Genomic DNA, 20,024 nt, shown 5'->3' on the forward strand with positions numbered 1-20,024 from the left:
GCGCCGCTCTCGTCTTCGTCAATCCCCGGTCAGCGCCTTGACCGGCGTTCCTGCGACGCGCTTGCGATAATCGACGTACCCCTGCATCAGCGAGCGGTACAACATGGCGCCGACCACCTTGTGGCCGTGATGGGTCAGGTGCGACAGATCGCCGGCGCCGAGGGCCGGTGACGAGCGGACCCACCGGCCCATCGAGCCCGCGCCGCCCATCGCCTCGTAGGTGTCGAAGAAGGCGCAGCCCTCGGTCTCGGCCACCTCGCGCTGGGCCTGGACCAGCTTCGTCACGATCGGCCGCGTCACGATCTTGCCCGAGCCGTCGCGCTCGCCGTGGTCGAGCGGCGCCATCACCAGGCACGGCAGCTGCGGGTCGGCCTTGCGGAACAGCTGGATCACCGCCGAGTACTCCGCCTTGTACTTCTCCATCGAGCCCTGAGTGTTCATGTCGTTGCCGCCGAACATGAGCACCAGCAGGTCGGGGTCGCGGCGCTGGATCTGGCGCTGCAGGTGCTCCGCGTCGAAGTTGAGCAGGCGGCGGGTGAGCGCGCCGATCTGGCTCATCTCGTCGTAGACCACCCCCGGCACCGTGCGCTCCATCGCCACCCCGTAGGCGCGGACCTTGCCGCCGCCGGCCGCGCGGACCGACAGGGTGTGTTCGCCGTCGTCGGTCTCGATCACGTGCCAGCGGTCCTCGAGCTGATCGGCCGCCGTCTCGAGCTCGACCGGCTCCTGATCGTCGAGCTTGAGCCGCAGCTTGCCGCCCTTCGGCAGGCCGGCGTACCACACCTCGTAGCGGGCCACCTTGCGGCCCATCGGCCCCTTTTGCGCCGTCGACAGCCGGATCTCCGCCCCGCCGGCCGATTCGAAGGTCGTCCCGCCGACCCCGTAATAGCCGTCCTTCTTGCAATCGAAGATGATGAAGCAATGTTGCCACTGGCTGCGCTCGTCGAAGCGCACGCCCTGGTGGCGGTAGCTCGCGTTGGGCTGGCCGAGCAGGTGGAAGCCGTGGCCGGCGTCGCCGAAGCGGGCCTGCAGCTTGCTGCGGATCGCCCCGGTGATCCCGTCGTTGCCGATCGCCGAATCACCGTAGTGCATCGCCCGCGTCACCGCGCCCGGCAGGCCGAGCTGCGTGCGTGTCAGCGCCGCGTAGAAGCGGTCGAGCGCCTCGGGCCGCTCGAGCGGCACCTCGACCGGCAGCGCGTCGTCCTCGTGCGGGGCGAGCGGCGGCACCTTCTCGTCCTCCTGCACCGGCGTCGCGCGGACCTCGACCTCCTTGAACTCCTCGACCTCGGCCTTCTCGGCCTCCTCGCGGGCGACCGCGATCGCCTCCTTGACCTCCGCGTCGGCGACCTCGGCCTTCTGGCCCATCCCCAGCAGTTCGCGGCCGATCAGGTTCCAGAACGGCACGTACAGAAACTCGCCGGTGTCCGGGTCCGTCGCCAGCGTCCACGGCCGCACCAGGTGCAGGCAGCCGAGCCCCTCCGGCCCGGCCGCCGCAGTGACGCAGGCCGCCAGCGACGCCGCCACCGAGCTCTCCTGCGTCTCCGCGGTCTCCGCCACCTCTGCGGCCGGCGGCGCCGGCACTGCGTAGGTCAGCCCGATCGCCAGGCCCAGCCCGATCATCGCCCCGATCGCCTTGCGGAAGGTCCCGGGCGGATAGCTCGCGCCGTGCTCCTCGTCGCGCGTGAGGTCGACCTTGACCTTGCGCTCCTCGCCGTCGAGGAGCCCCTCGTGTTCGTCCGCGGCCATGGCTCTGCTGGTCACCTTGTCATGCCCCTCAGAACTGGAAGTAGATGTTGGCCCGCGGCCCGCTCGACAGCAGCAGGTGGATCGCCAGGCCCAGCGCCGCGAGCAGCAGCCCGATCAGCGGCCCCGGCAGGCGGCGGAACACCGCGTACGTCTCGCGGTCGGTCAGGCCCTTCGGCGTCAGCAGGTGGTAGCCGATCCCGAACAGCAGCACCGCCCACACCGCCGGCGTGATCAGGCCCTCGCGGATCCCGTGGGCGTCGAAGCGGAGCAGCCCCGCGATCATCTTGCGCGAGGTGTCGAGGTCGTCGGCGCGGAAGAACACCCGCGACAGCACCGTGAAGTGGAACGTCAGCAGCACGTGGAGCGCGGTGTTCCACGCGGTGCCCGTCTCCGGCAGGCGGGCCACGATCAGGAACATCAGCACCGCGAAGCCGGCCAGGCCCAGGCTCTCCGGCTGGCCGAGCTGCAGCACCCCGGTCGACAGGCCGTACACCGCGCCGAACAGCAGCAGCATGCCCGTGACCCACATCGCCCGCGTCTTCGCCGTCCCCGCCCCGCGTTTGCGCAGCCGGTTCCAGCGGTTGAACACCATCGCCAGCGCGTGGATGTTCGAGTACAGGATGAAGTTCCAGCTGGCCCCGTGCCACATGCCGACCAGGAACATGGTCAGCCACAGGTTGAAGTACACCCGCCCCGGCGAGCCCTTGCTGCCGCCGAGCGGGAAGAACACGTAGTCGCGCAGCCAGGTCGACAGCGTCATGTGCCAGCGGCGCCAGAACTCGCCGAGGTTCTTCGCCTGGTACGGCCGCTCGAAGTTCTCCGGCAGCACGAAGCCGAGCATCAGCGCCACGCCGATCGCGATGTCCGTGTAGCCGCTGAAGTCGGCGTACAGCTGCAGCGTGAACGCGTACAGCGACAGCAGGATCTCGAGCGACGTGTAGTTCTCCGGCGCGTTGAACACCGCGTCGGTGAACTGCGACGCGATCCAGTCGCCGAGGATCGCCTTCTTCGCCACGCCGATCATCACGCGGTACATCCCGCGCGTCATCGTCTCGGCCGACAGGCGCGGCGGGCGGTGCAGCTGCGGCAGGAACTCGTGCGCGCGCACGATCGGCCCGGCCACCAATTGCGGGAAGAACACCACGAACAGCGCGAACTTGCGGAAGCTCGGCTCCGGCGTCAGCCGGCCGCGCCACACGTCGATCGTGTAGCTCAGCGTCTGGAACGTGTAGAAGCTGATGCCGATCGGCAGCAGCAGCTCGAGGTGCGGCACCACCACCGACATCCCCAGCGCGTGGGCGACGTCGGAGAACACCCCGAGGAAGAAGTTGGTGTACTTGAAGTAGCCGAGCAGCCCGAGGTTGCCGACCAGGCTGACGCCGAGCCAGAAGTTGCGGACGCGGGCCGCGGCCGCCTTCGTCCGCGGCTCCTTGCTGTCGAAGGCCGCGCGCTGCTGCCAGATCTGGTGCGAGCACACGTAGTCGAGCACCGTCGACAGCAGCAGCAGCCCGACGAAGTACCACGGCGGCTGCAGCGGCTCCGTCTCGGGCCCCGCCATGTAGAAGAAATAGCTGGCCGCGATCAGGAACAGGACCCGCATCACCGGCACGTGCGACAGCCCCCACGAGATCAGCAGCACGGGGACGATGAAGAGCAGAAAGTCGAAGCTGACGAAGAGCATCGGTTGCCGGCGACGTCGGGCGCCCACGCTACCCGCGCGGCCCGAGAACGCGAAACTTTTCCCTAAAAATTCACAGGGCGCTTCGCTCACGCTATAGGCGCAATTCGGGACACCTCCGTCTCGTCGGCGGCGGCGGCGGCCCGCTCGGGGCGGCGGGAGCGACCGCCCGACGCGTCGCCACCCCGTCCGATCGGGCCACTCCCTCCCTCAGACCGCTCGCGGCGATGGCGGGCCCGCAGGGGCAGACCATGCTTGGCATGGCGTGAATCGGAGCTCCCGCGCCCGGCCCGTACCCAGAAAGACCGGCCCGCGAGCTTGCGGCCACGACGCTGCGCGAGGCCGAGGTCACCGTCGTGAGCGGCCTCGGGAGCTGAGTTCGCGCCAGACGCGCCGAGGGAGAACCCACGTGCGCTCGCAGCCCTTGATGCTTCAGCGCCCGGAGCGCCCGGACACCTCTGGGAGTGAGCGGGACCTCCGCATCCACGCCAGACCTGTCCTGAAGGACAGCCACTTTGCGCGTTCACCGATGCGGAGGCGACCGTCGGACAGCGAGAGGCAGAGGACTTTCTCGCAGCTGTCGAGATGCACGTCTACCCTGCCTCCCAGCGAGGGGCGGCCCATGGACCGTCGACTGATGCCGCGCTCGGACCGGCGACGGGGATACTGCCGAAATTATGTATATATATATATATATATATATGACCTTTAAGACATATCACGAAGCACAGTCTTGATGTCGCGGCGGGAACTTGCGCTCGAGCTCTGAGGCTCCGCGGTGCGGCCGGCCTCGCGGTACTCGTCGCCCAGGTAGCTGACGACCATGCGGGTCCCGAAGTACGCCGCGCCCAGGCTGGCGATCGGCTGCTTCAGCGCGCCCAGAAAAGGCGTTCGGTGGCCGCCTGGTCGCCGGCGACGCGGTGCGCCCGGCCAGGCCGACCTCGAAGGCGGTACGCGAGCCGGTTGCCCTCGAGCCGCGGTTCTGTGTAGCGTGCGGAAATGCCTCGAACCACCGGCCCATGGGCGGTCACCACCGCGTTGACGATCGCGGGATGCTCGACCGGCGATCGGCGGCGCGAGGTCGACGCGGCGCCGTCGAAGATCGACGACGGCGCAGTCGCTGCCACGCGACCGCAGGATGACTCGCCGACGTTGCCCGGCGCGTGGGGGCCGGCGCCCGGCCGGATCGTGGACATCGCGGCGACCGACGACACGCTGTTCCTCGCCGACGTGCCGGAGGCGGGGCACCCGATGCGCGTGCATGCCGGGCGCTGGCAGGGCGGGCAATGGCGGTGGGAGACGCCGTGGAGCGTGCCGTGGCCGCCGACAGTCCCTCCTGGTCACGATCTCGCGGGCAGCGACGCGTGGCTCGGCGTCGACGCGGGCCCGGACGGCACCCACGTCGCGCTCGCCCGCATCGAGTACCAGGGCGGCTCGCACGGCATCGCGCTCGCCACGCTGAACGACGGGGCGTGGACGGACCGCGCGGAGATTTCCAGCCCGACCGACTCCGACATCGCCTTCGGACGGCCGGCCCTGCGCCGCGGCGACGCGCTGTGGACCGCCGACGGCCACGATCGCCTGTGGCACTACGCCCGCGCCGGCAACCGATGGCAGGGGCAGCCGATCGCGGCGCCCCAGGGCGGCACGCTCCGGGCCTGGCCGCCGATGGATTGGATGGCCGACGGCAACCGACTGGTGGTCGCGTACGACGACGCTGCGGCGAAGCCTGCGCTCGCGCTGTATTCTATTAAAAACATCGGCGGCCATGCGCTCGCCGGGACCCGGGCGCTGCCGGGTCCCGTGAGCGCGCTGGCGTTCGCCGGCGCGGAGCTGCTCGTCGGCTTCGCGCGCCCGGGCGCGGATGGGGCGATCGTCTGGGCGCTCGCGCCGGCGCTGCCCGATCCGCTGGCTCCGGCGCGTCGCCTCGAGTTCCCCGCGCCGGCCGATCCGAAGCTCGAGCACCTGTCGGACCTCGACGTCTCCGCCGACTGGGTCCTGGTCCTGCAACCCGACGCCGCGTGGGTGCGCGACATCGGAGCCGCGGGCCCGCCGCGTGCCCTCGATCTACCCCCCGCGGACGACGGCGAGCCGCGCCGGCCGTCTGGCGTGTTGATGGGCTCGTTCGCAGTGCTGCTCGTCGACGGTCGACTCGGGACCTTCGCGCTCGAGTGAGCCGATATGCCTATCGATATATGTCCTTTCGGACATAAACAGCGCATCCTCGCCTAGTGTCGCGGCGGGAACCGGCGCTCGAGCGCCGCCAGCTCCGCGGTGCGGCCCGTCTCGCGGTACTCGTCGCCCAGGTAGCTGGCGATCATGCGGGTCCCGAAGTGCTCCGCGCCCAGGCTGGCGATCGACTGCTTCAGCGCGCGCAGAAAAATGCGTTCGGTGGCGGCACGGTCACCGGCGGCGCGGTACGCCCTGGCCAGGCCGACCTCGAACGACAGGCGGTACCACGGCGGGAGGTCCGTCTCCTGGTCGAGGAGCTGCAGCGCGTGCTCGAAGGTGGCGATCGCTCGGCCCGGCCGGCCGACGCGGCGGTAGGCCGTGCCAAGGTCCATGAGCGAGGGATACGCCGGCAGCCCGCGCCCGGCGAACTCGGCGGTGATGCGCTCCCACTCCGCGACCGCGGCGGAGGGATCGCGGTCCCACAGCCGCTGGGCGCGAAACAGACGATATGCCATCAGATCGATCTGCTCGCGCGTGGTCGAGGCGCGCGCCCCCAAGAGCGCGTGGGCGTGGCCGAGCAGCGGGGCGTCCGCGTGCCCGCGCTGCATGGCCGCGAGGGTCGCCACCGCGAGCCGGGTCGTGACGCGCGCGCGGGCCCCCTCGTCCAGCTCGTGCGCGCGCACCGAGAGTGTGGGGAGGAGCCAGGGCTCGGCGGCATCGAGGTCCTCGGGCGGGCCGGCCGCCCACGCGAGCTCGAGCCGGACCTCGGCGACCTCGAGGTGATCCTCGCCCTTCTGCGCGATGCGTTCGTCGAGCGCCCGCCGCAGCAGCGCCTCGGCCACCTCGGACTCGCCCGCGCCGCGGAACAGGCGGGCCAGCACGACCCGCAGCTCGGTGTCGATCTCGGGGTCCTCGTAGACGCGCTCCTGCGCGAGCAGGCTGCGGCCGTAGTCGAGGATCTGGCCGACGGTGAGCTCGCGCGCGCGGAGGCCGTCGGCGCTCGCGTTCGTCACGAGGTCGACGAGGAACGCCGAGATCGTCTCGGCAGTGCGCCGCTCCTCCTCGAGGTGGGCGGCCTGGACCGCCATCGCCACCGAGAAGCCGACGAGCAGCGCGAGCCCCAGCGCCGCCGCCACGAGCGCGCGCCCATGTCGCCGCAGGAGCTTGCCCGCGCGGTAGCGGAGCGTGCCCTGGCGCGCCTGCACGGGCAGCCCACGCTGGTAGCGGCGGATGTCCTCGGCCAGCTTGTCGATGGTGTCGTAGCGCCGCGCGGCCTCGTGCCGCAGCGCCTTGAGCACGATCGCGTCGAGATCGCCGGCGACCTGCCGCCGCAGCCGCGCCGCCTCGCGCTGGTCCTCGCGCGTGCCCCGGCTCGCGCTCGCGGGATCTGGCGCGCTCGGCCGGCGCGGCTCGGGCGGCGCCCTCCCGTGCTCGGAGTCGACGACCGCCGCGTCCGCGTGCGGCAGCCGCCCGCTCAGCAGCCGATACAGCACCACGCCGAGCGAGTACACGTCGCTCGCGGTGGTCAGCGATTCGCCTGCGCGCTGCTCCGGGCTGGCGTAATGCGGCGTGTGCGGCCGCGGGCCCGCGCGGGTGGTCTGCAGCGTCGACGCCCCCGCGGGGTCGAGCAGCTTGGCGATCCCGAAGTCGAGCAGCTTCGGCGTGCCGTCGGCCATCACCAAAATGTTCTCGGGCTTGAGGTCGAGGTGGAGCACCAGTCGGTGGTGGGCGTAGTCGACCGCGTCGCACACCGCGAGCACCAGCGCGAGCCGCTCGGACAGGCCGAGCCGGCGCTCCTCGCAGAAGCGGTGCAGCGGCGCGCCCTCGATGGGCTCCATCACCAGGTAGGGCCGGCCGTCGACGTACGTGCCGCCGTCGTACAGCCGGGCGATGTTCGGGTGATCGAGGCGCGCGAGGATCTGCCGCTCGGCCCGGAACCGCCGCACGAAGTCGCGGCCGTACAGCCCCGGCGCCAGCAGCTTGACCGCCACCTCGCGCTCGAACTCCTGATCGTCGCGGCGGGCCAGATACACGTCGCCCATGCCGCCGCTGCCGAGCCGGCGGATCACGCGATACGGCCCGATGCTCGTCGGCTCGTCCTGCTCGGGCAGGGGCTCGGCGGGGTGCTCGAGGAAGTCGCCGGCGCGGTCGTGCGCCGCCGCCAGCTCGAGCGCCTCGGCGCGCAGCGCAAGGTCGTCGGAGAGCGCGACCACGACGGCATCGCGGCGCTCGACCGGGCAATCGAGCGCCGCCTGCACGAGCTCCTCGAGCTGCTTCCAGCGATCGGTCACGGTTCACCTGCCCAGCTCGCGGAACAGCCACGCGCGGGCCATTCGCCAGTCGCGGACCACGGTCGCGCGCGAGCAGCCGAGCAGCTCGGCGGTCTCCTCGAGCGACAGGCCGCCGAAGAAGCGCAGCTGGACCAGCTGCGCCTTGGGCGGATCGATGGCGCCCAGCCGGGTGAGCGCGTCGTCGATCGCCAGCAGTTCGGGCGCCCGCACGATGCCCACCTCGGTCTCGACGTCGTCCCAGCCCGCGAGCGTGCCGCCGTCGCGTTTGCCGGCCAGGCGGGCCCGCGCGTGGTCGACCAGCACGCGGCGCATGGCCTGGCTGACGACCGCGAAGAAGTGGCGCCGATCCTGCCACTCGATGCGGTCGCGCGCCATCAACCGCGCGTAGGCCTCGTGCACGACCGCGGTCGGCTGCAGCGTGTGATTCATTCGCTCGCCGCGGAGCTGGCGGCGGGCGATGCTCCGCAGCTGGCCATACACGACGACGATGAGCGCCTCGCGGGCCCGCTCCTCGCCGGAGCTCCACGCCTTGAGCAGGCCCGTCAGGTCCACCGAAGACTCGTGGTCCGTCATCGATCCTCGATCATGCGCCAAAAGATCTGTCGATCCCAGAGGGGGTCCACGGGGCCGGGCGATCCGTCGCTACCGCGGCGGATCACCGGCCCCATGGCGCGGGCTACGGGTTCTGAACGTCCGGCTTCAGGCACCCCGTGCCGCAGCAGACGCTCTTGCCGGTGCCGCTGAGCAGCGGGCTGTTGGCGTTCACGTCCCAGTTGCCGTTCGCGTCGACGTTGATCCCGTGGATATAGATGGTCTCGACCTCGCCGGTCTTGAGCGACGCCGGGGTGTTGATGGAAAACCCGTGATACTTGTCGGTGAACGGCAGGTCGCCGCGATAGAGGTCGGCGAGGACGGTGGCCACGTGCTCGCCATACGGATAGGGCGCGTAGCGATCGATGGTGACCCAGGTCGGCGCAGTCGTGTCGCCGTCCTTCACCCAGCCGGCGATCTTGCTGCAATTGAAGGTGTCGTGGGTACCGACGGGCGTGAAATAGTTGCCGGCAGAAGGCCGCGGGCCGGTGGTCAGATCGGGGAGACCGGGCAAATCCCCCTGCTCCTCCGCGTCCCCGGCGTCCTCCGCCGTCTCTTCGCCCTCCGCGTCCGCCAGCTCGCCTCCGGCCTCGTCGACCTCCGCGAGCTCCTCCCCCACCCGCGGCTCCACGTCACAGCCGAAGGCCGCCCAGCTCATCAGCAATACCGTATTCAAGAACATGCGTTGCATTTCGCCTCTCGTTTCTGCGAGTCATGGCGGCGGTCGCCTCGATCGCCGCCCTCACCGGGAAAGGCGAGAAGCCCGGTCAAACCGGCTCACGAATTTTTTAAAATGCGTCGAGATTCTCGTCGGGCGAGTCCGCGCGGAATCGTCGCTACGGCCGGCGCCATTTCGTGCGCGCACAAATGCGCCCGCGGTCGTGCCTCGTACCACGTCCGCCGGCTTTCGCTGTGAGCCCACCTTCGGTCCAGCGCGTCGCCAACCACGCGCGCACGGTCGCGGCGTCCGGGCCCGATGCTTCAGTAGGCTTCGTCGCGCGCGGACATCCACGTCTCCCAGGTCAGCCCGACGACGAGGTGTTCGAGCAGCCGCGCGTCGGCGACCTCGAACTCGAGGGTCTGCACCATTTGCAAATCGCGGAACGCGGGGAGCTCGGGGCTGCTGCTGTTGTTCTGTGCGTGCCACGCCGCGGCCTTCTCGAAGTTCGCGTTGCTGAGCTCGACGATCCGGACGATCTCGGCCTCGGCGCTCTCGATGAGCTGCTCGTTGAACGCCTCGTCGTGGTTCGCCTGGAGCCCTTCGGAGTACGCGACCAGGCGCGCAGGGGCGCGGGCCGCGAGCTTCGTCGCGCTCTTCTTCGTCTGGTTCGTGTCCTTGTAGCTGTCGCGCAGCGCGTGGTGCGCGTCGGCGAGGAGCTGGAGCCCGAGGCACTTGTTGGCGGGCACCTCGGGGTACTGAAAGTTCAGGAGGAGCACCCGCGCGCGAACGGTGCGCTCCTCGAGGGCCTCGATGGTGATCTCGTAGGTCGTGCTCATCCGAGGGTCTGTACCAGAGACGGCGTGGACGACGCGAGTTCAAATTCCGAGGCCCCCAGTGAGCGAGCGTACTCGCCAATGGATTGGCTCAGCGCGAACGGGACAGAGCGTGGGTGGACGAACGGACCGACAATGGGTGCTGTCATTTCAGAGGTGCTAGCCGTGCGCCTGGGCTACGACCCATCACTCCTGGCCACGGTCGCGGAGCGCCTCGCGCGGGCGGTGATGCAAGAGCACTCGCTTCGAGCGGCGAGAACACCGCCGCGCGCCTGAATCAGGCCGACTCGCGCCGTGGAGCCGCCGCCGCAATTGATCCTGACGCCGCCGTCACTGACCCTCCTGACGGTGCCACCGCGACCATGCCGCCTCGATCCGGCACGACGAGGCGCGGCGACCACCAGCGACCGCGATCCGGCCATTCTCCGGGCGGCGACGACCGACCTTTTTCTTCAGCAGAGCGACCATGCCTTCACGCGACGACAGACGCCACGAGTTTCAGCGCCGACTCCTGACCTGGATCGGCGGATCTTTCCTCGCGCTGGGATGCACGCTCGACCCCGCGAACGACATCGAGCTCCGCGAGCTGAGCGAGGGCACCGACGCGTCGACGGACGGGCCCGGCACCACGGACGACTCGACGACCGACGAATCATCGACGAGCACCGGCGCTCCGTCCGAGTGCGGCGACGAGAACGTCGACCCGGGCGAGGACTGCGACGACGGCGGCGAGTCGGCCGAATGCGACGACGACTGTACCGCGCCCGTCTGCGGCGACGGGGTGCTCAACCTCCTCGCCGGCGAGGTCTGCGACGACGGCAACCTCCTCGGGGGCGACGGGTGTACGCCGGCCTGTCTGGCCAACCCGAAGATCGTGCAGATGGTGATGAACAGCTTCCACACCTGCGCGGTGCTCGACGACGGTGCGATGCGGTGCTGGGGTCGCGGGCAGCTCGGCGCGCTCGGGTACGAGAACATGGACCACCTCGGCGACCAGCCGGGCGAGCTGCCGACGCCGGATGTCGACGTCGGCGGGCACGTCGTGCGCGCCAGCACGGGCATCCACCGCACCTGCGCGGTGCTCGACACCGGCGCGGTCCGCTGCTGGGGCAGCGCCTCCTTTGGCGCGCTCGGGAACGGCCTGGCGAGCGGCTTCTTCGGCAACGATCCAGGCGAGATGCCGCCGCCCGACGTCGCTGTCGGCGTGCCGGTCAAGGACATCCAATCCACCGGCCTTTACAGCTGCGTGATCACGCAGGACGACAACGTGCGCTGCTGGGGCACCGGCACCGGCGGGCGCCTCGGCTACGGCAACACCAACGCGCTCGGCGACCAGCCCGGCGAGCTGCCCGTGCCCGACCTCGATCTCGGCGGGCCCGTCGCCCAGCTCTCCGTCAGCGAGACGCACGCGTGCGCCCTTTTGCAGGACGGCACGCTGCGCTGCTGGGGCAGCAACTTCTACGGCCAGCTCGGCTACGGCGACACCAACCACCGCGGCGACGCCCCCGGCGAGATGCCGCCGCCGCCGGTCGACGTCGGCGGTCCGGTCGCCCGCGTCACCGCCTCGACGGACTTCACCTGCGCCGTCCTGACGAGCGGCGAGGTGCGCTGCTGGGGCCGCAATTCGGGCACCCAGCTCGGCTACGCGGCGAGCGGCACCGCCGTCGGCGACGCGCCCGGAGAGATGCCGCCGCCGGCGCTCGCCCTCGCGGACGACGCGACTGCCGTGTCTCTCGGCGCAGGTCACGGCTGCGCGCTGCTGCAGACCGGCGCGCTGCAGTGCTGGGGTAGCAACAGCTTCGGCGCCGTCGGCGTGCCCTTCGCCTCTACCGTCGCCGCGCCGACGACCATCGATGTCGGCGGCCCGGTCATGCACGTGGCCAGCGGCAACAGCCACAATTGCGCCGTGTTGACCGATGACACGCTGCGTTGCTGGGGCGGCGCAGTCTTCGGCAGGCTCGGGCTCGGGCATGAGGATGTCATCGGCGACGACGAGACGCCGGCGTCGGCGGGGCCGGTCCCGTACTGACCCCAGATCTTGTGGGCGCCCCCGATGAAGGGGCGCCTGCGAATCGATGCCAGGGGCCATTCCTTTTCCTCGGCGCGTTTATGAGATCGGGGCGAATATGCACATTGCCCCGCGCACGCCGGTAGGGCACGGATCGAGCGTATGGCACGTCGCCTGCGCGGAATCTCCGGGTCCCGCCAATTGCGCACAGGCCCGTCGGCCGCTTCCGCGAAACAATGCGGACAAGCCCCCGTCACGCGCCCGAGTTGTTCCGCCTCCCAGGGCGACGTACCGTGAGCCATCGAACGCTCGCGCCAAACCGTTCGTGCGCGACGACGGCCCGCTGCGAAAGGAGCATCACGGAGCCGCCCATCGCCGCGCCGAATCTTCTTCGACCCGGTACAAGCCCATAAGGCGCCCCCCGATTTTTCGCTGAAGTGCAATTGATCGCGGGCTCGCGTCCACTGTCCCGCAGGGGCGAGAGGCGCGGGGGCAAAAATCGTCCTTGCCTCGACTCACGGCATACCGCCGCGGGTTCAATCAAGCCTGTCGTCGAATTGTGCTACAGAAAAGCGCAAACGCATGAGCCAACCTACTTTGACTGGTAGCCTGGAAATCTACGAAGAGAGCGTGCGGCCCGCACGCGCCCGTTTCGCCGCTGGCGAGTGGGTGACGCGGGTAATCGGCGGCGAGCTGACCCCCGACGCCCTCGAGCTGTTCCTCCTCTCCTTCTGCGCCCTCGGCGTGCAGATGACCGCCCCGGTCGAAGGGTGGATCCGCCGCGCCGGCGAGCGGTGCCTCGCCGACGGGCTGAACGAGATCGGCAACGCCCTGGTCGCGCACGCCCGCCACGAGGCCGGGCACGACGCGATGATGGTGGACGACACTCGCTCGCTCGCGGCCTGGCGCGAGCAGGCGGGCCGCCCCGTCCCCTCGCTCGAGAAGTTGCTCGCGCACCCGCCGACGCCGGGGATCCAGCGCTACGTGCGAGTGCACGAGGACGTGATCGCCGGGCCCGCGCCGTACGCCCAGATCGCCATCGAGTACGAGATCGAGCGCCTCTCGGTGACCTACGGCCCGAGCTTCATCGCCCGCTGCCTCGCCGACCTCGGGGCCGACGTGAAGCAATGCCTGAGCTTCGTCCAGGACCACGTCGAGCTGGACGTCGGCCACACGAAGTTCAACGCGAGGAAGCTCGACCAATTCCTGAAGCAGCGCCCCGAAGCGCTGGACGACCTGGTCGCGGCCGGCTCCGAGGCGCTCGCAGCCTACGACCAATTCCTGGGCGACGCGCTCGCGCTCGCGCTCGGCATGTCCGCCGAGACGCAGGCGCGCGGCCCGGTCGCGTCCTGACAGGGCTCGCTCGCCTGGCGCGAGCCGGCTCTACCCTCATTAGGAGATGTCGTGACCCAAGCTTATTGTGTGTTGCTCCCGGGCTCTCGACCCGAACCGTCCGGCGCGGACCTTCACGCCGCCGCCTATCGCTGCTGGTACGAGTCGTGGAGCGAGGCCTTCCGCGAGCTCGGCAAGCCGGGGCCGCTCCACTCCGACGCCTTCACCCGGCAGAAGGAGATGTGCGCGCTGTTCATAGGCGAGCAGTGCATGGCGCTGAGCTTCATGACCACGGTGGACCTCGAGTACCCGATCGCGCGGGCCGACTCGTACTTCCACAACTGGTCCGAGCGGGCCCTCAGCTCGCTCGCCCGCGACGGCAACCTCGTGATGCTCAACGGCAACTTCACGGTCCACGCCGACGCCCGCCGCGCCGCCCCCGGCTTCTCACTCAAAGACGTCCTCCTGGGCCTGTGCCTCGAGCGCTTCCTCGAGTCGCCCGCCACTGCGATGACGGGCGCCGTTCGCAAGACCCGCAACGTGCACGGGCTCGTCCGCCGCTGGGGCGCCCTGACCCTCGAGGAGGACAAGCCCTCCGGACACGGTGACCTGGTCGACCTCGTCGCGTTCTACAAGCCCGAGGTGAGGCGCCGCCCCCCGCTCGAGTTCGACGCGACGGTCCGCCAGCTGTGGGACGCCCGCACCGTCGTGCGCCCGCAAGCATCGTCCCCCTGGGGTTGACGACCGCCTCGGCCGCGCAGCGGAAATCCCAATGAGGGTCGTGCGAATTGCTCGCACGACCCTCGCTACTCACGATTCACGGCCGGCGGTGAAGCTGCCGCGGACGCGGGACAGGTCGAGCGCATAGGTATCATAGCTCCCGGACTTGACCCGCTTGCGCTCGTCGCAGACCCTGGCGACAAACGCGTCCTCGAGCTGCTGGTTCCAGTGGTAGGGATCTGCGAGGTCGAGCTTCGGGTTGCGCGCCTGGAGCTCGGCGATGAAGCGATTCGACCACGTGGTCACGTAACCGGGCATCCAGTTGTGAAGGCGCACCAGCACCGCCAGGCCGCGCTCGGAGGTGATGAATCGGCGCACCGCTCCGCCCCCGGAGCCATCGGCCCGCTTGGCTACGTGCTTGACGATCGCGCGCGACAGGAAGCTCCGGCGCCAGAACTCGATCTGCCCGAGCTGGATCGCCGGGTCGTTGCCGGCCAGCATGAACGCCCCGAGCAGCCGCGGCTCGGTGCGCACGTGCTTCCAGCCGTCGTTGCCGCGCAGCGTCCGGCCCTCGCGGGTCGTGACCACCACGTGCCAGCCGACCTTCGTCTGGCCGTTCTTCCACGGGTACTCGCCGCGGGCCACGTCGAGGCCGTTGGCGGCGAACCACTTCTGAAAACTCGCGCGGCTGCGCGGGCTCTCCTTGAGCTCGGCCAGCAGCGCCGCCAGCGTCCCCGCCTGCCCGGCGAACTGCGCCATCCCCCACGACACGATCTGGTCGTCCCACGTGTTGATCGCCCCGAACGCCCCGCCCGACTCCTTCAGCGCGTTGGCTTGCAAGATCTTCAGCTCGCTGCCCGAATAGCCGAGCGCCAGGATCTGCGAATCGCTGAGCAGCCCCTTGCGCGCCCCCTTGTAGCGGCTGACGTTGTGAGGCTTGTAATTGCGAAAGTCCGGGGTCCAGTACGAGAACTTCACCGCGTCGTCGCCGCCGCGGATCGTGTACTCGGTGACGCCGTCGACCTGCTGCTCGCTCACCTGCAGCGCGCCTGTCTGCGTCGCCGGGCTCGCGGGCGGCTGCACGACCGTGCTCGCGGCCGGGGCGCTGCGGCCGGTCAACCGCTCGAGCGCGGCGAGGGTGCGCGGCCCGACCTGGCCGTCGACGGTCAGCGCCCCGCCGCCGAGCGCCTGTGAGCGGCGCTGAAACAGCTGCACCGCCCGGATCGTGCGCGGCCCGATCTGGCCGTCGACGGTCAGCGCCGGAGCGACCAGCGCCTTGAGGGCGCTTTGCAGCCAGCGCTCGCGCGTGCTGGTGTCGGCGAGCGCGAGCGGGTTGCCGCCGAAGCTGACCGGCCCCTCGTCGTCATCTTGTTCGGCCTCCGGGTCGAAGTCGGCCCAGGGCTCGTCGGCGAAGGCCGCGGCGTCGAGCGCATCGCCCTCGGCCGGCGCTTCGAAGCTCAGCAGCCCCTCGGGGTCGACCCCCGGCGGCGTGGTGTCGGCGATCTCGCGGGTGGGGTCATTCGGGTCAGGGAACAAATTCGTCGGCATGATCAACTCCTGCGGCGAGCGCGGCGAAATTCCGCGCTCTCCGTCATCTGGTCATTATTCTGAAGTGTGCGCAATGAAGCGCAGGTGGAGGTCCTGTGATGCGAACGCGGCGCGGAATCGTCGCACCGCGTCGCCGTTCGCAATTGACATTGCAATCGCGGCGGTGCGGCCGTAGGGTCGCACCATGGATCTGCAGAGCCCCTTGTACTTCAACGGCGTCAATGTCGGCACCGGCGCCTATCTGTTCCCGCCGACCAGCGCCGACGAGCTCGGGCGCCAGCTCGGCCGCGCCGCCGCGCCGGTCGACCCGCAGCACACCTGTCACCTCGCCGACCTGCGCGCCCGCGTCGACGCGCACGTCACCAGCCATTACGGCGTCAAGCCCGGGCTCGACGCGAACGACCTCGCGCAGGCCGGCTGGGCCGCGGTGTTCCCCGCGACGCGGCCGGACACCCCCGAGGCGGCGCGTCAGGACGCGATCGCCGAGGCGCTTCAGCCGCTGCTGGCCCTGCGCAGCGCCCAGGCGAGCGCTCATGATGGACGGCTCTTCAAAATCTACCGCGGCCCCGACGGCTACCGACCCGGCGAGAGCAAGCAGAAGTTCCTCGCGCGCCTCGGCGCCGGGCCCGGCCCGGCCGACCCTGTCAAGGTGCCCTATTACTTGCTGCTCGTCGCCTCGCCGGAGGAGCTGCCGTTCTTCGTGCAATACCAGCTCGACGTGCAATACGCGGTCGGCCGCCTGCACTTCGACGAGGTCGCCGAGTACGCCGCGTACGCGCGCAGCGTGGTCGCGGCGGAGACCGGCGGCCTGCAGCTCGCGCGCGAGCTGGCGATGTTCGCCGTCAGCAACCCCGACGACCCCGCGACGCAGCTCAGCAGCAAGCACCTGGTCGCGCCGCTCGCCGATTTGCTCGCTCCGCATGCGCCGGGTTGGGCCATTCGCCGCCATGAAGGCGAGGCCGCGAGCAAGGCGACGCTCGGGCGATTGCTCGGCGGCGACGCCACGCCGGCGCTGCTGTTCACCGCGAGCCACGGGGCAGGCTTCTCGCGCGGCGACCCGCGCCAGCGCGCGCACCAGGGCGCGCTGATCTGCCAGGACTGGCCCGGCCCCGCGCAGTGGCGCGAGCCGCTGCCGCAGGACTTTTATTTCGCCGGCGACGACCTCCGCGCCGACGCGAGGCCGCACGGCCTCGTCATGTTCAACTTCGCCTGCTACGGCGCGGGCACGCCGATGTACGACGATTACGGCCAGCGTGCGGCCAGCACCACGCGCACGCCGATCGCCGACGCCGCGTTCCTCGCCGACCTGCCGCGGCGCCTGCTCGCGCACCCGAACGGCGGCGCGCTGGCGACGATCGGCCACGTCGAGCGCGCGTGGGGCTGCAGCTTCCTGTGGTCCGGCAGCGGCAAGAAGACCGGATCTGGCGCCCAGCTCGCGGTGTTCGAGGGCGCCATGCGCGAGCTGCTCGGCGGCGCCCGGGTCGGCGCGGCGCTCGAGTGCTTCAACGAACGCTACGCGGAGCTCGCCTCCGACCTGAGCGGCGAGCTCGAGGAGATCGGCTACGGGCGCCAGTTCAACCCGCGCGAGCTGGCCGACATGTGGACCGCCAACAACGACGCCCGCGCCTTCGCGATCGTCGGCGACCCGGCGGTGCGCCTCCCGCTCGCGCCGATCGGCGAGCCCGCCCGCCGGATTCCGCTGCCCGCGATCGAGGTCGGCAGTGCGGAGGCTGCTCCCGAGTTCACCCTGTCCGACGCTGCGCCCGCGACGATCGATGATTCGCAGCCGGCAGTGAAGACCCTCGAGCAGGCAATGCGCAGCCTCGGCGACCTCGAGGTCCGCACCTTCGTCACCTCCGACCTGAAGGCGGTCGCCACCGCGGGCCGCGAGCAACTGCCGGCGCTGGCGGAGCTGCGGCTCTTCACGCGCATCGGCCCGAGCGGCGACGTCGACACCCTCGTCCCTGGCGACGACAAAGGGCTCGACGGCGAGCTCGTGAAGCTCCACCTCGAGCTGGCGAAGCAGGCCCAGGCCCAACGCAGCGAGCTGCTGCGGGCGCTGCTCGCCGCGCTCCGGTCCGAAAGCGCCGGCTGACGGCGCTGACGAAGAGGCACCCGCTGCCGCCGCGCTGCCAGATCCGCCCTGCGCGGGGCTGGTTCGTCCGCGGCGAAGAATGATATGTCTCTTAAAACATATCATGGCAGTATGGGTCCTGCGCCGGACGGACTCGCCAGCGACGAATGATGATATGCCTTTTTGTTTTCAAAGGCATATCATGGCAGTGTGCGGTGATGGAGGCCGCCGGCCGGGTCGAGGCCGAACACGTGCAGCTCGCCCGCGCCGTCCTCGGCGGCGACGAGGCGGACGAGCGCCGGGCCGCCGAGCGCGACGTGAGTCCCTGCGCCGGAAAAGCAAAAGGCCGCGCCCTCGCCGTCGATCGCCAGCAACGCGACGTCGGCCCCCTGCAACGCGGCGATCGCATCTCGGTATGCCCCCACGATGCGCTGCCACGGGCCCCAGGGGCCGCCGGGCTCACGCTCGCCGCGGTGCAGCAAAGACCCGTCCTCACCGATGGCAGTGAGCCGCAGGCGGCCGCCGGCGTCCGCGAGCATGTGCACGCGCCGCAGCTCCGTCGCCAGTCGCCGCCAATCGCGGTACTCGCCGCGGATGTCCTGCGAGGATTGCCACAGGCTGTGATCGGTGCGCAGCGTGAACACCGACAGCGGGCCGCGGCCGTCGCGGGCCAGGCCGATCTGCAGGTGCTGCTCGTCGTCGTCCTCCCAGTCGCCCTCCCATTCGTCCCACGCGCCGCCGGCCGTGCGCTGTGCGCACGATTGCAGCAGGCCGCCGCTGTCGACTGCGAGCGCAGTGAACGCGCCGCGCAGGCCGCAGGCGACGACGAGCTGCGTCGCCTCGCCGGCGAGCGGCTGCCGTCGACCCCAGCCTCCCGCGTCGGTGCGCTCGCGCCAGGTCACCTCGCCGCGGGGGCCGATCGTGAACAGCGACAGGACGCCGCGCTCGTCGACCGCCGCGCACGCATCGACGACGCCGGGCTGCGGGGTCTCCCACGCGCCCCACGGGCCGCCGGGCCGCTGCTGTCGGCGCACATGCAATTGCCCGGTCTCGGCGTCGACCGCGAACAGCTCCACACAGCCGTCGCGCCCGCGCGCCGCGCAGACGCCGTGATACGGCCCGCCGAGCGCCTGCCATGCGTCGGGGTCCGGATCTCTGCTGCCGGCGACGTCCGTCTGGATACTGGGTATGAACAATCTTTGCGATTCGCCGGCGACGGCCGCCTGCGGTATGAGCAATCGATTGTCGGCGAGCGCGCTGTACAGCACCGGCACCGCGCTGCCGCGCAGGCCGCCGGTCAGGAGGATCGCGCGCGCCCGGTTGGCCGCGCGGTCGACCTCGCCGACGGCCCACAGCTCGCCGTACAGCGCGCGGGTGAAGGCGCGGCCGGTGTCGATCGGCATCAGGTCCTGCATCGCCAGCACCGCCGGCACGCCTGCCGCAAGCACCGCGGGGGCCAGGCCGCGCCGCGGATCGTCGACGCTGCGGGTCGCGCTGCTGCAGACCATCAGGACCACCAGGCGTGGCCGGCGATCGAGCCGCTCGAGCATCGCCGCGAAGCTGGCACCTGCGACGCGCTCGATCCCACCTTCGGGCCGCTCGAGGAACAGGGCCACCTCGCCCTCGCGGAGGACGCCGTGGGCCACCAGGTGCAGCACGTCGTGGCCGCCCTCGAGCGCCGCCTCGAGCGCGACCAGGCTGCAGCGGCCGGCCAGGGCCGTGTGCGCGACCAGCCCCGCGGGCGCCCCGGCCATCGCCGCGGCCAGGCAGGCCTCCTCGCCGGGCCGATCGATGGCAGGCAGCCCGTAAGCGTCGAGCCCGGCGGGCGCCGCGACTGCGCCGAGGACCCGCAGCGGGCGCCCCGCGACCGGCTCGGGCAGCGCCCACGACCACGGCACCTGGCGTGAGAAGGGCGTGTCGCGGTCGGCCGCGGGGACGCGCGCGGTGGCGGCCGCCGAGGTGTCGCGCAGGGCCTCCCACGGCAGCGCGTGCAGCTCGGGCGCGTCGTCGTCGATGCGCAGGCAGATCCGCCGGCGCGGCGCGAGGGCTGCGGCGAGCCGCCAGGCCTCGCGCGCGGCCGCGTCGAAGGCCGCGAACAGGCGCGCGCCTTGCTCGTCAGGGCCGACCTCGGCGACCGCGGCCAGCGCCGCGGGGTCGAGGGCGCCGGCCGGGAGCTCGCGCCCCTCCAGCCGGCTCTCCACGACCAAGCCGCGGCCGATGCGAATGTAGAGAGTCTCGACGCGCTCGCTCTTGTGCGTGACCACCACGATGTCGCCTCGTTGCTGAAAAAAAGAGTGTCGAGCCGTGCTCGGCTCGATGTGTATGCAATGTCGATTCGCCCGCCCTGCCTCCATGGCCTCAATGGGGGCA

Annotated in this window: 13 protein-coding genes; 5 read left to right on the forward strand and 8 right to left on the reverse strand. The window is 70.8% G+C overall.

The genetic code is table 11. The annotated features are described in order from the left end of the window. Positions 1-18: 18 nt before the first annotated feature. Entirely contained in the window at positions 19-1,746 is a 1,728-nt protein-coding gene (locus OV090_RS43405) for a GDSL-type esterase/lipase family protein (protein WP_267710792.1), read from the reverse strand. Between the two features lie 28 nt (positions 1,747-1,774). Beyond that, the gene (locus OV090_RS43410; RefSeq protein ID WP_267710793.1) at positions 1,775-3,427 is read right to left on the reverse strand and encodes an MBOAT family O-acyltransferase; all 1,653 of its coding nucleotides are present in this window, start codon (positions 3,425-3,427) and stop codon (positions 1,775-1,777) included. 996 nt (positions 3,428-4,423) lie between these two features. Here OV090_RS43410 and OV090_RS43415 point away from each other — a divergent pair. Continuing rightward, positions 4,424-5,599, forward strand: coding sequence for a hypothetical protein (locus tag OV090_RS43415; protein WP_267710794.1), 1,176 nt, complete (start codon positions 4,424-4,426; stop codon positions 5,597-5,599). A 53-nt stretch (positions 5,600-5,652) separates the two neighbouring features. Here the strand turns inward: OV090_RS43415 and OV090_RS43420 are convergent, their stop codons facing one another. From OV090_RS43420 to OV090_RS43435, 4 genes are all read right to left on the reverse strand, one after another. Then, positions 5,653-7,887, reverse strand: a complete 2,235-nt coding sequence (locus OV090_RS43420) for a serine/threonine-protein kinase (RefSeq protein WP_267710795.1) — start codon at positions 7,885-7,887, stop codon at positions 5,653-5,655. 3 nt (positions 7,888-7,890) lie between these two features. Next, on the reverse strand, positions 7,891-8,460 hold the full coding sequence (locus OV090_RS43425; protein ID WP_267710796.1) for a sigma-70 family RNA polymerase sigma factor: 570 nt from the start codon (positions 8,458-8,460) through the stop codon (positions 7,891-7,893). Between the two features lie 103 nt (positions 8,461-8,563). Further along, positions 8,564-9,136 (reverse strand): hypothetical protein, encoded by a 573-nt coding sequence (locus tag OV090_RS43430; RefSeq protein ID WP_267710797.1) that lies wholly within the window; start codon positions 9,134-9,136, stop codon positions 8,564-8,566. A gap of 323 nt (positions 9,137-9,459) precedes the next feature. Next, positions 9,460-9,975, reverse strand: a complete 516-nt coding sequence (locus OV090_RS43435) for a hypothetical protein (protein ID WP_267710798.1) — start codon at positions 9,973-9,975, stop codon at positions 9,460-9,462. 463 nt (positions 9,976-10,438) lie between these two features. Between OV090_RS43435 and OV090_RS43440 the strand changes: the two genes are divergently transcribed. The 3 genes from OV090_RS43440 (at position 10,439) to OV090_RS43450 (ending at position 14,053) form a co-directional block, all read left to right on the forward strand. Then, a complete protein-coding gene (locus OV090_RS43440; protein ID WP_267710799.1) occupies positions 10,439-12,001 on the forward strand; it encodes a hypothetical protein in 1,563 nt (520 codons plus the stop codon). Positions 12,002-12,610: 609 nt separating this feature from the next. Continuing rightward, on the forward strand, positions 12,611-13,333 hold the full coding sequence (locus tag OV090_RS43445) for a hypothetical protein (RefSeq protein ID WP_267710800.1): 723 nt from the start codon (positions 12,611-12,613) through the stop codon (positions 13,331-13,333). A gap of 51 nt (positions 13,334-13,384) precedes the next feature. Next, on the forward strand, positions 13,385-14,053 hold the full coding sequence (locus tag OV090_RS43450) for a hypothetical protein (protein ID WP_267710801.1): 669 nt from the start codon (positions 13,385-13,387) through the stop codon (positions 14,051-14,053). Between the two features lie 69 nt (positions 14,054-14,122). On the opposite strand, the gene OV090_RS43455 is transcribed toward OV090_RS43450, so the two are convergent. Then, the gene (locus tag OV090_RS43455; protein ID WP_267710802.1) at positions 14,123-15,580 is read right to left on the reverse strand and encodes a peptidoglycan-binding domain-containing protein; all 1,458 of its coding nucleotides are present in this window, start codon (positions 15,578-15,580) and stop codon (positions 14,123-14,125) included. Between the two features lie 184 nt (positions 15,581-15,764). Here OV090_RS43455 and OV090_RS43460 point away from each other — a divergent pair, with 184 nt between their 5' ends. Next, the gene (locus OV090_RS43460; protein WP_267710803.1) at positions 15,765-17,675 is read left to right on the forward strand and encodes a hypothetical protein; all 1,911 of its coding nucleotides are present in this window, start codon (positions 15,765-15,767) and stop codon (positions 17,673-17,675) included. 179 nt (positions 17,676-17,854) lie between these two features. On the opposite strand, the gene OV090_RS43465 is transcribed toward OV090_RS43460, so the two are convergent. Then, complete coding sequence (locus OV090_RS43465; protein ID WP_267710804.1) at positions 17,855-19,921, reverse strand: CHAT domain-containing protein; 2,067 nt, start codon at positions 19,919-19,921, stop codon at positions 17,855-17,857. Positions 19,922-20,024: the final 103 nt, after the last annotated feature.

This window comes from Nannocystis sp. RBIL2 (assembly GCF_026626745.1).
GTDB lineage: Bacteria > Myxococcota_A > Polyangia > Nannocystales > Nannocystaceae > Nannocystis.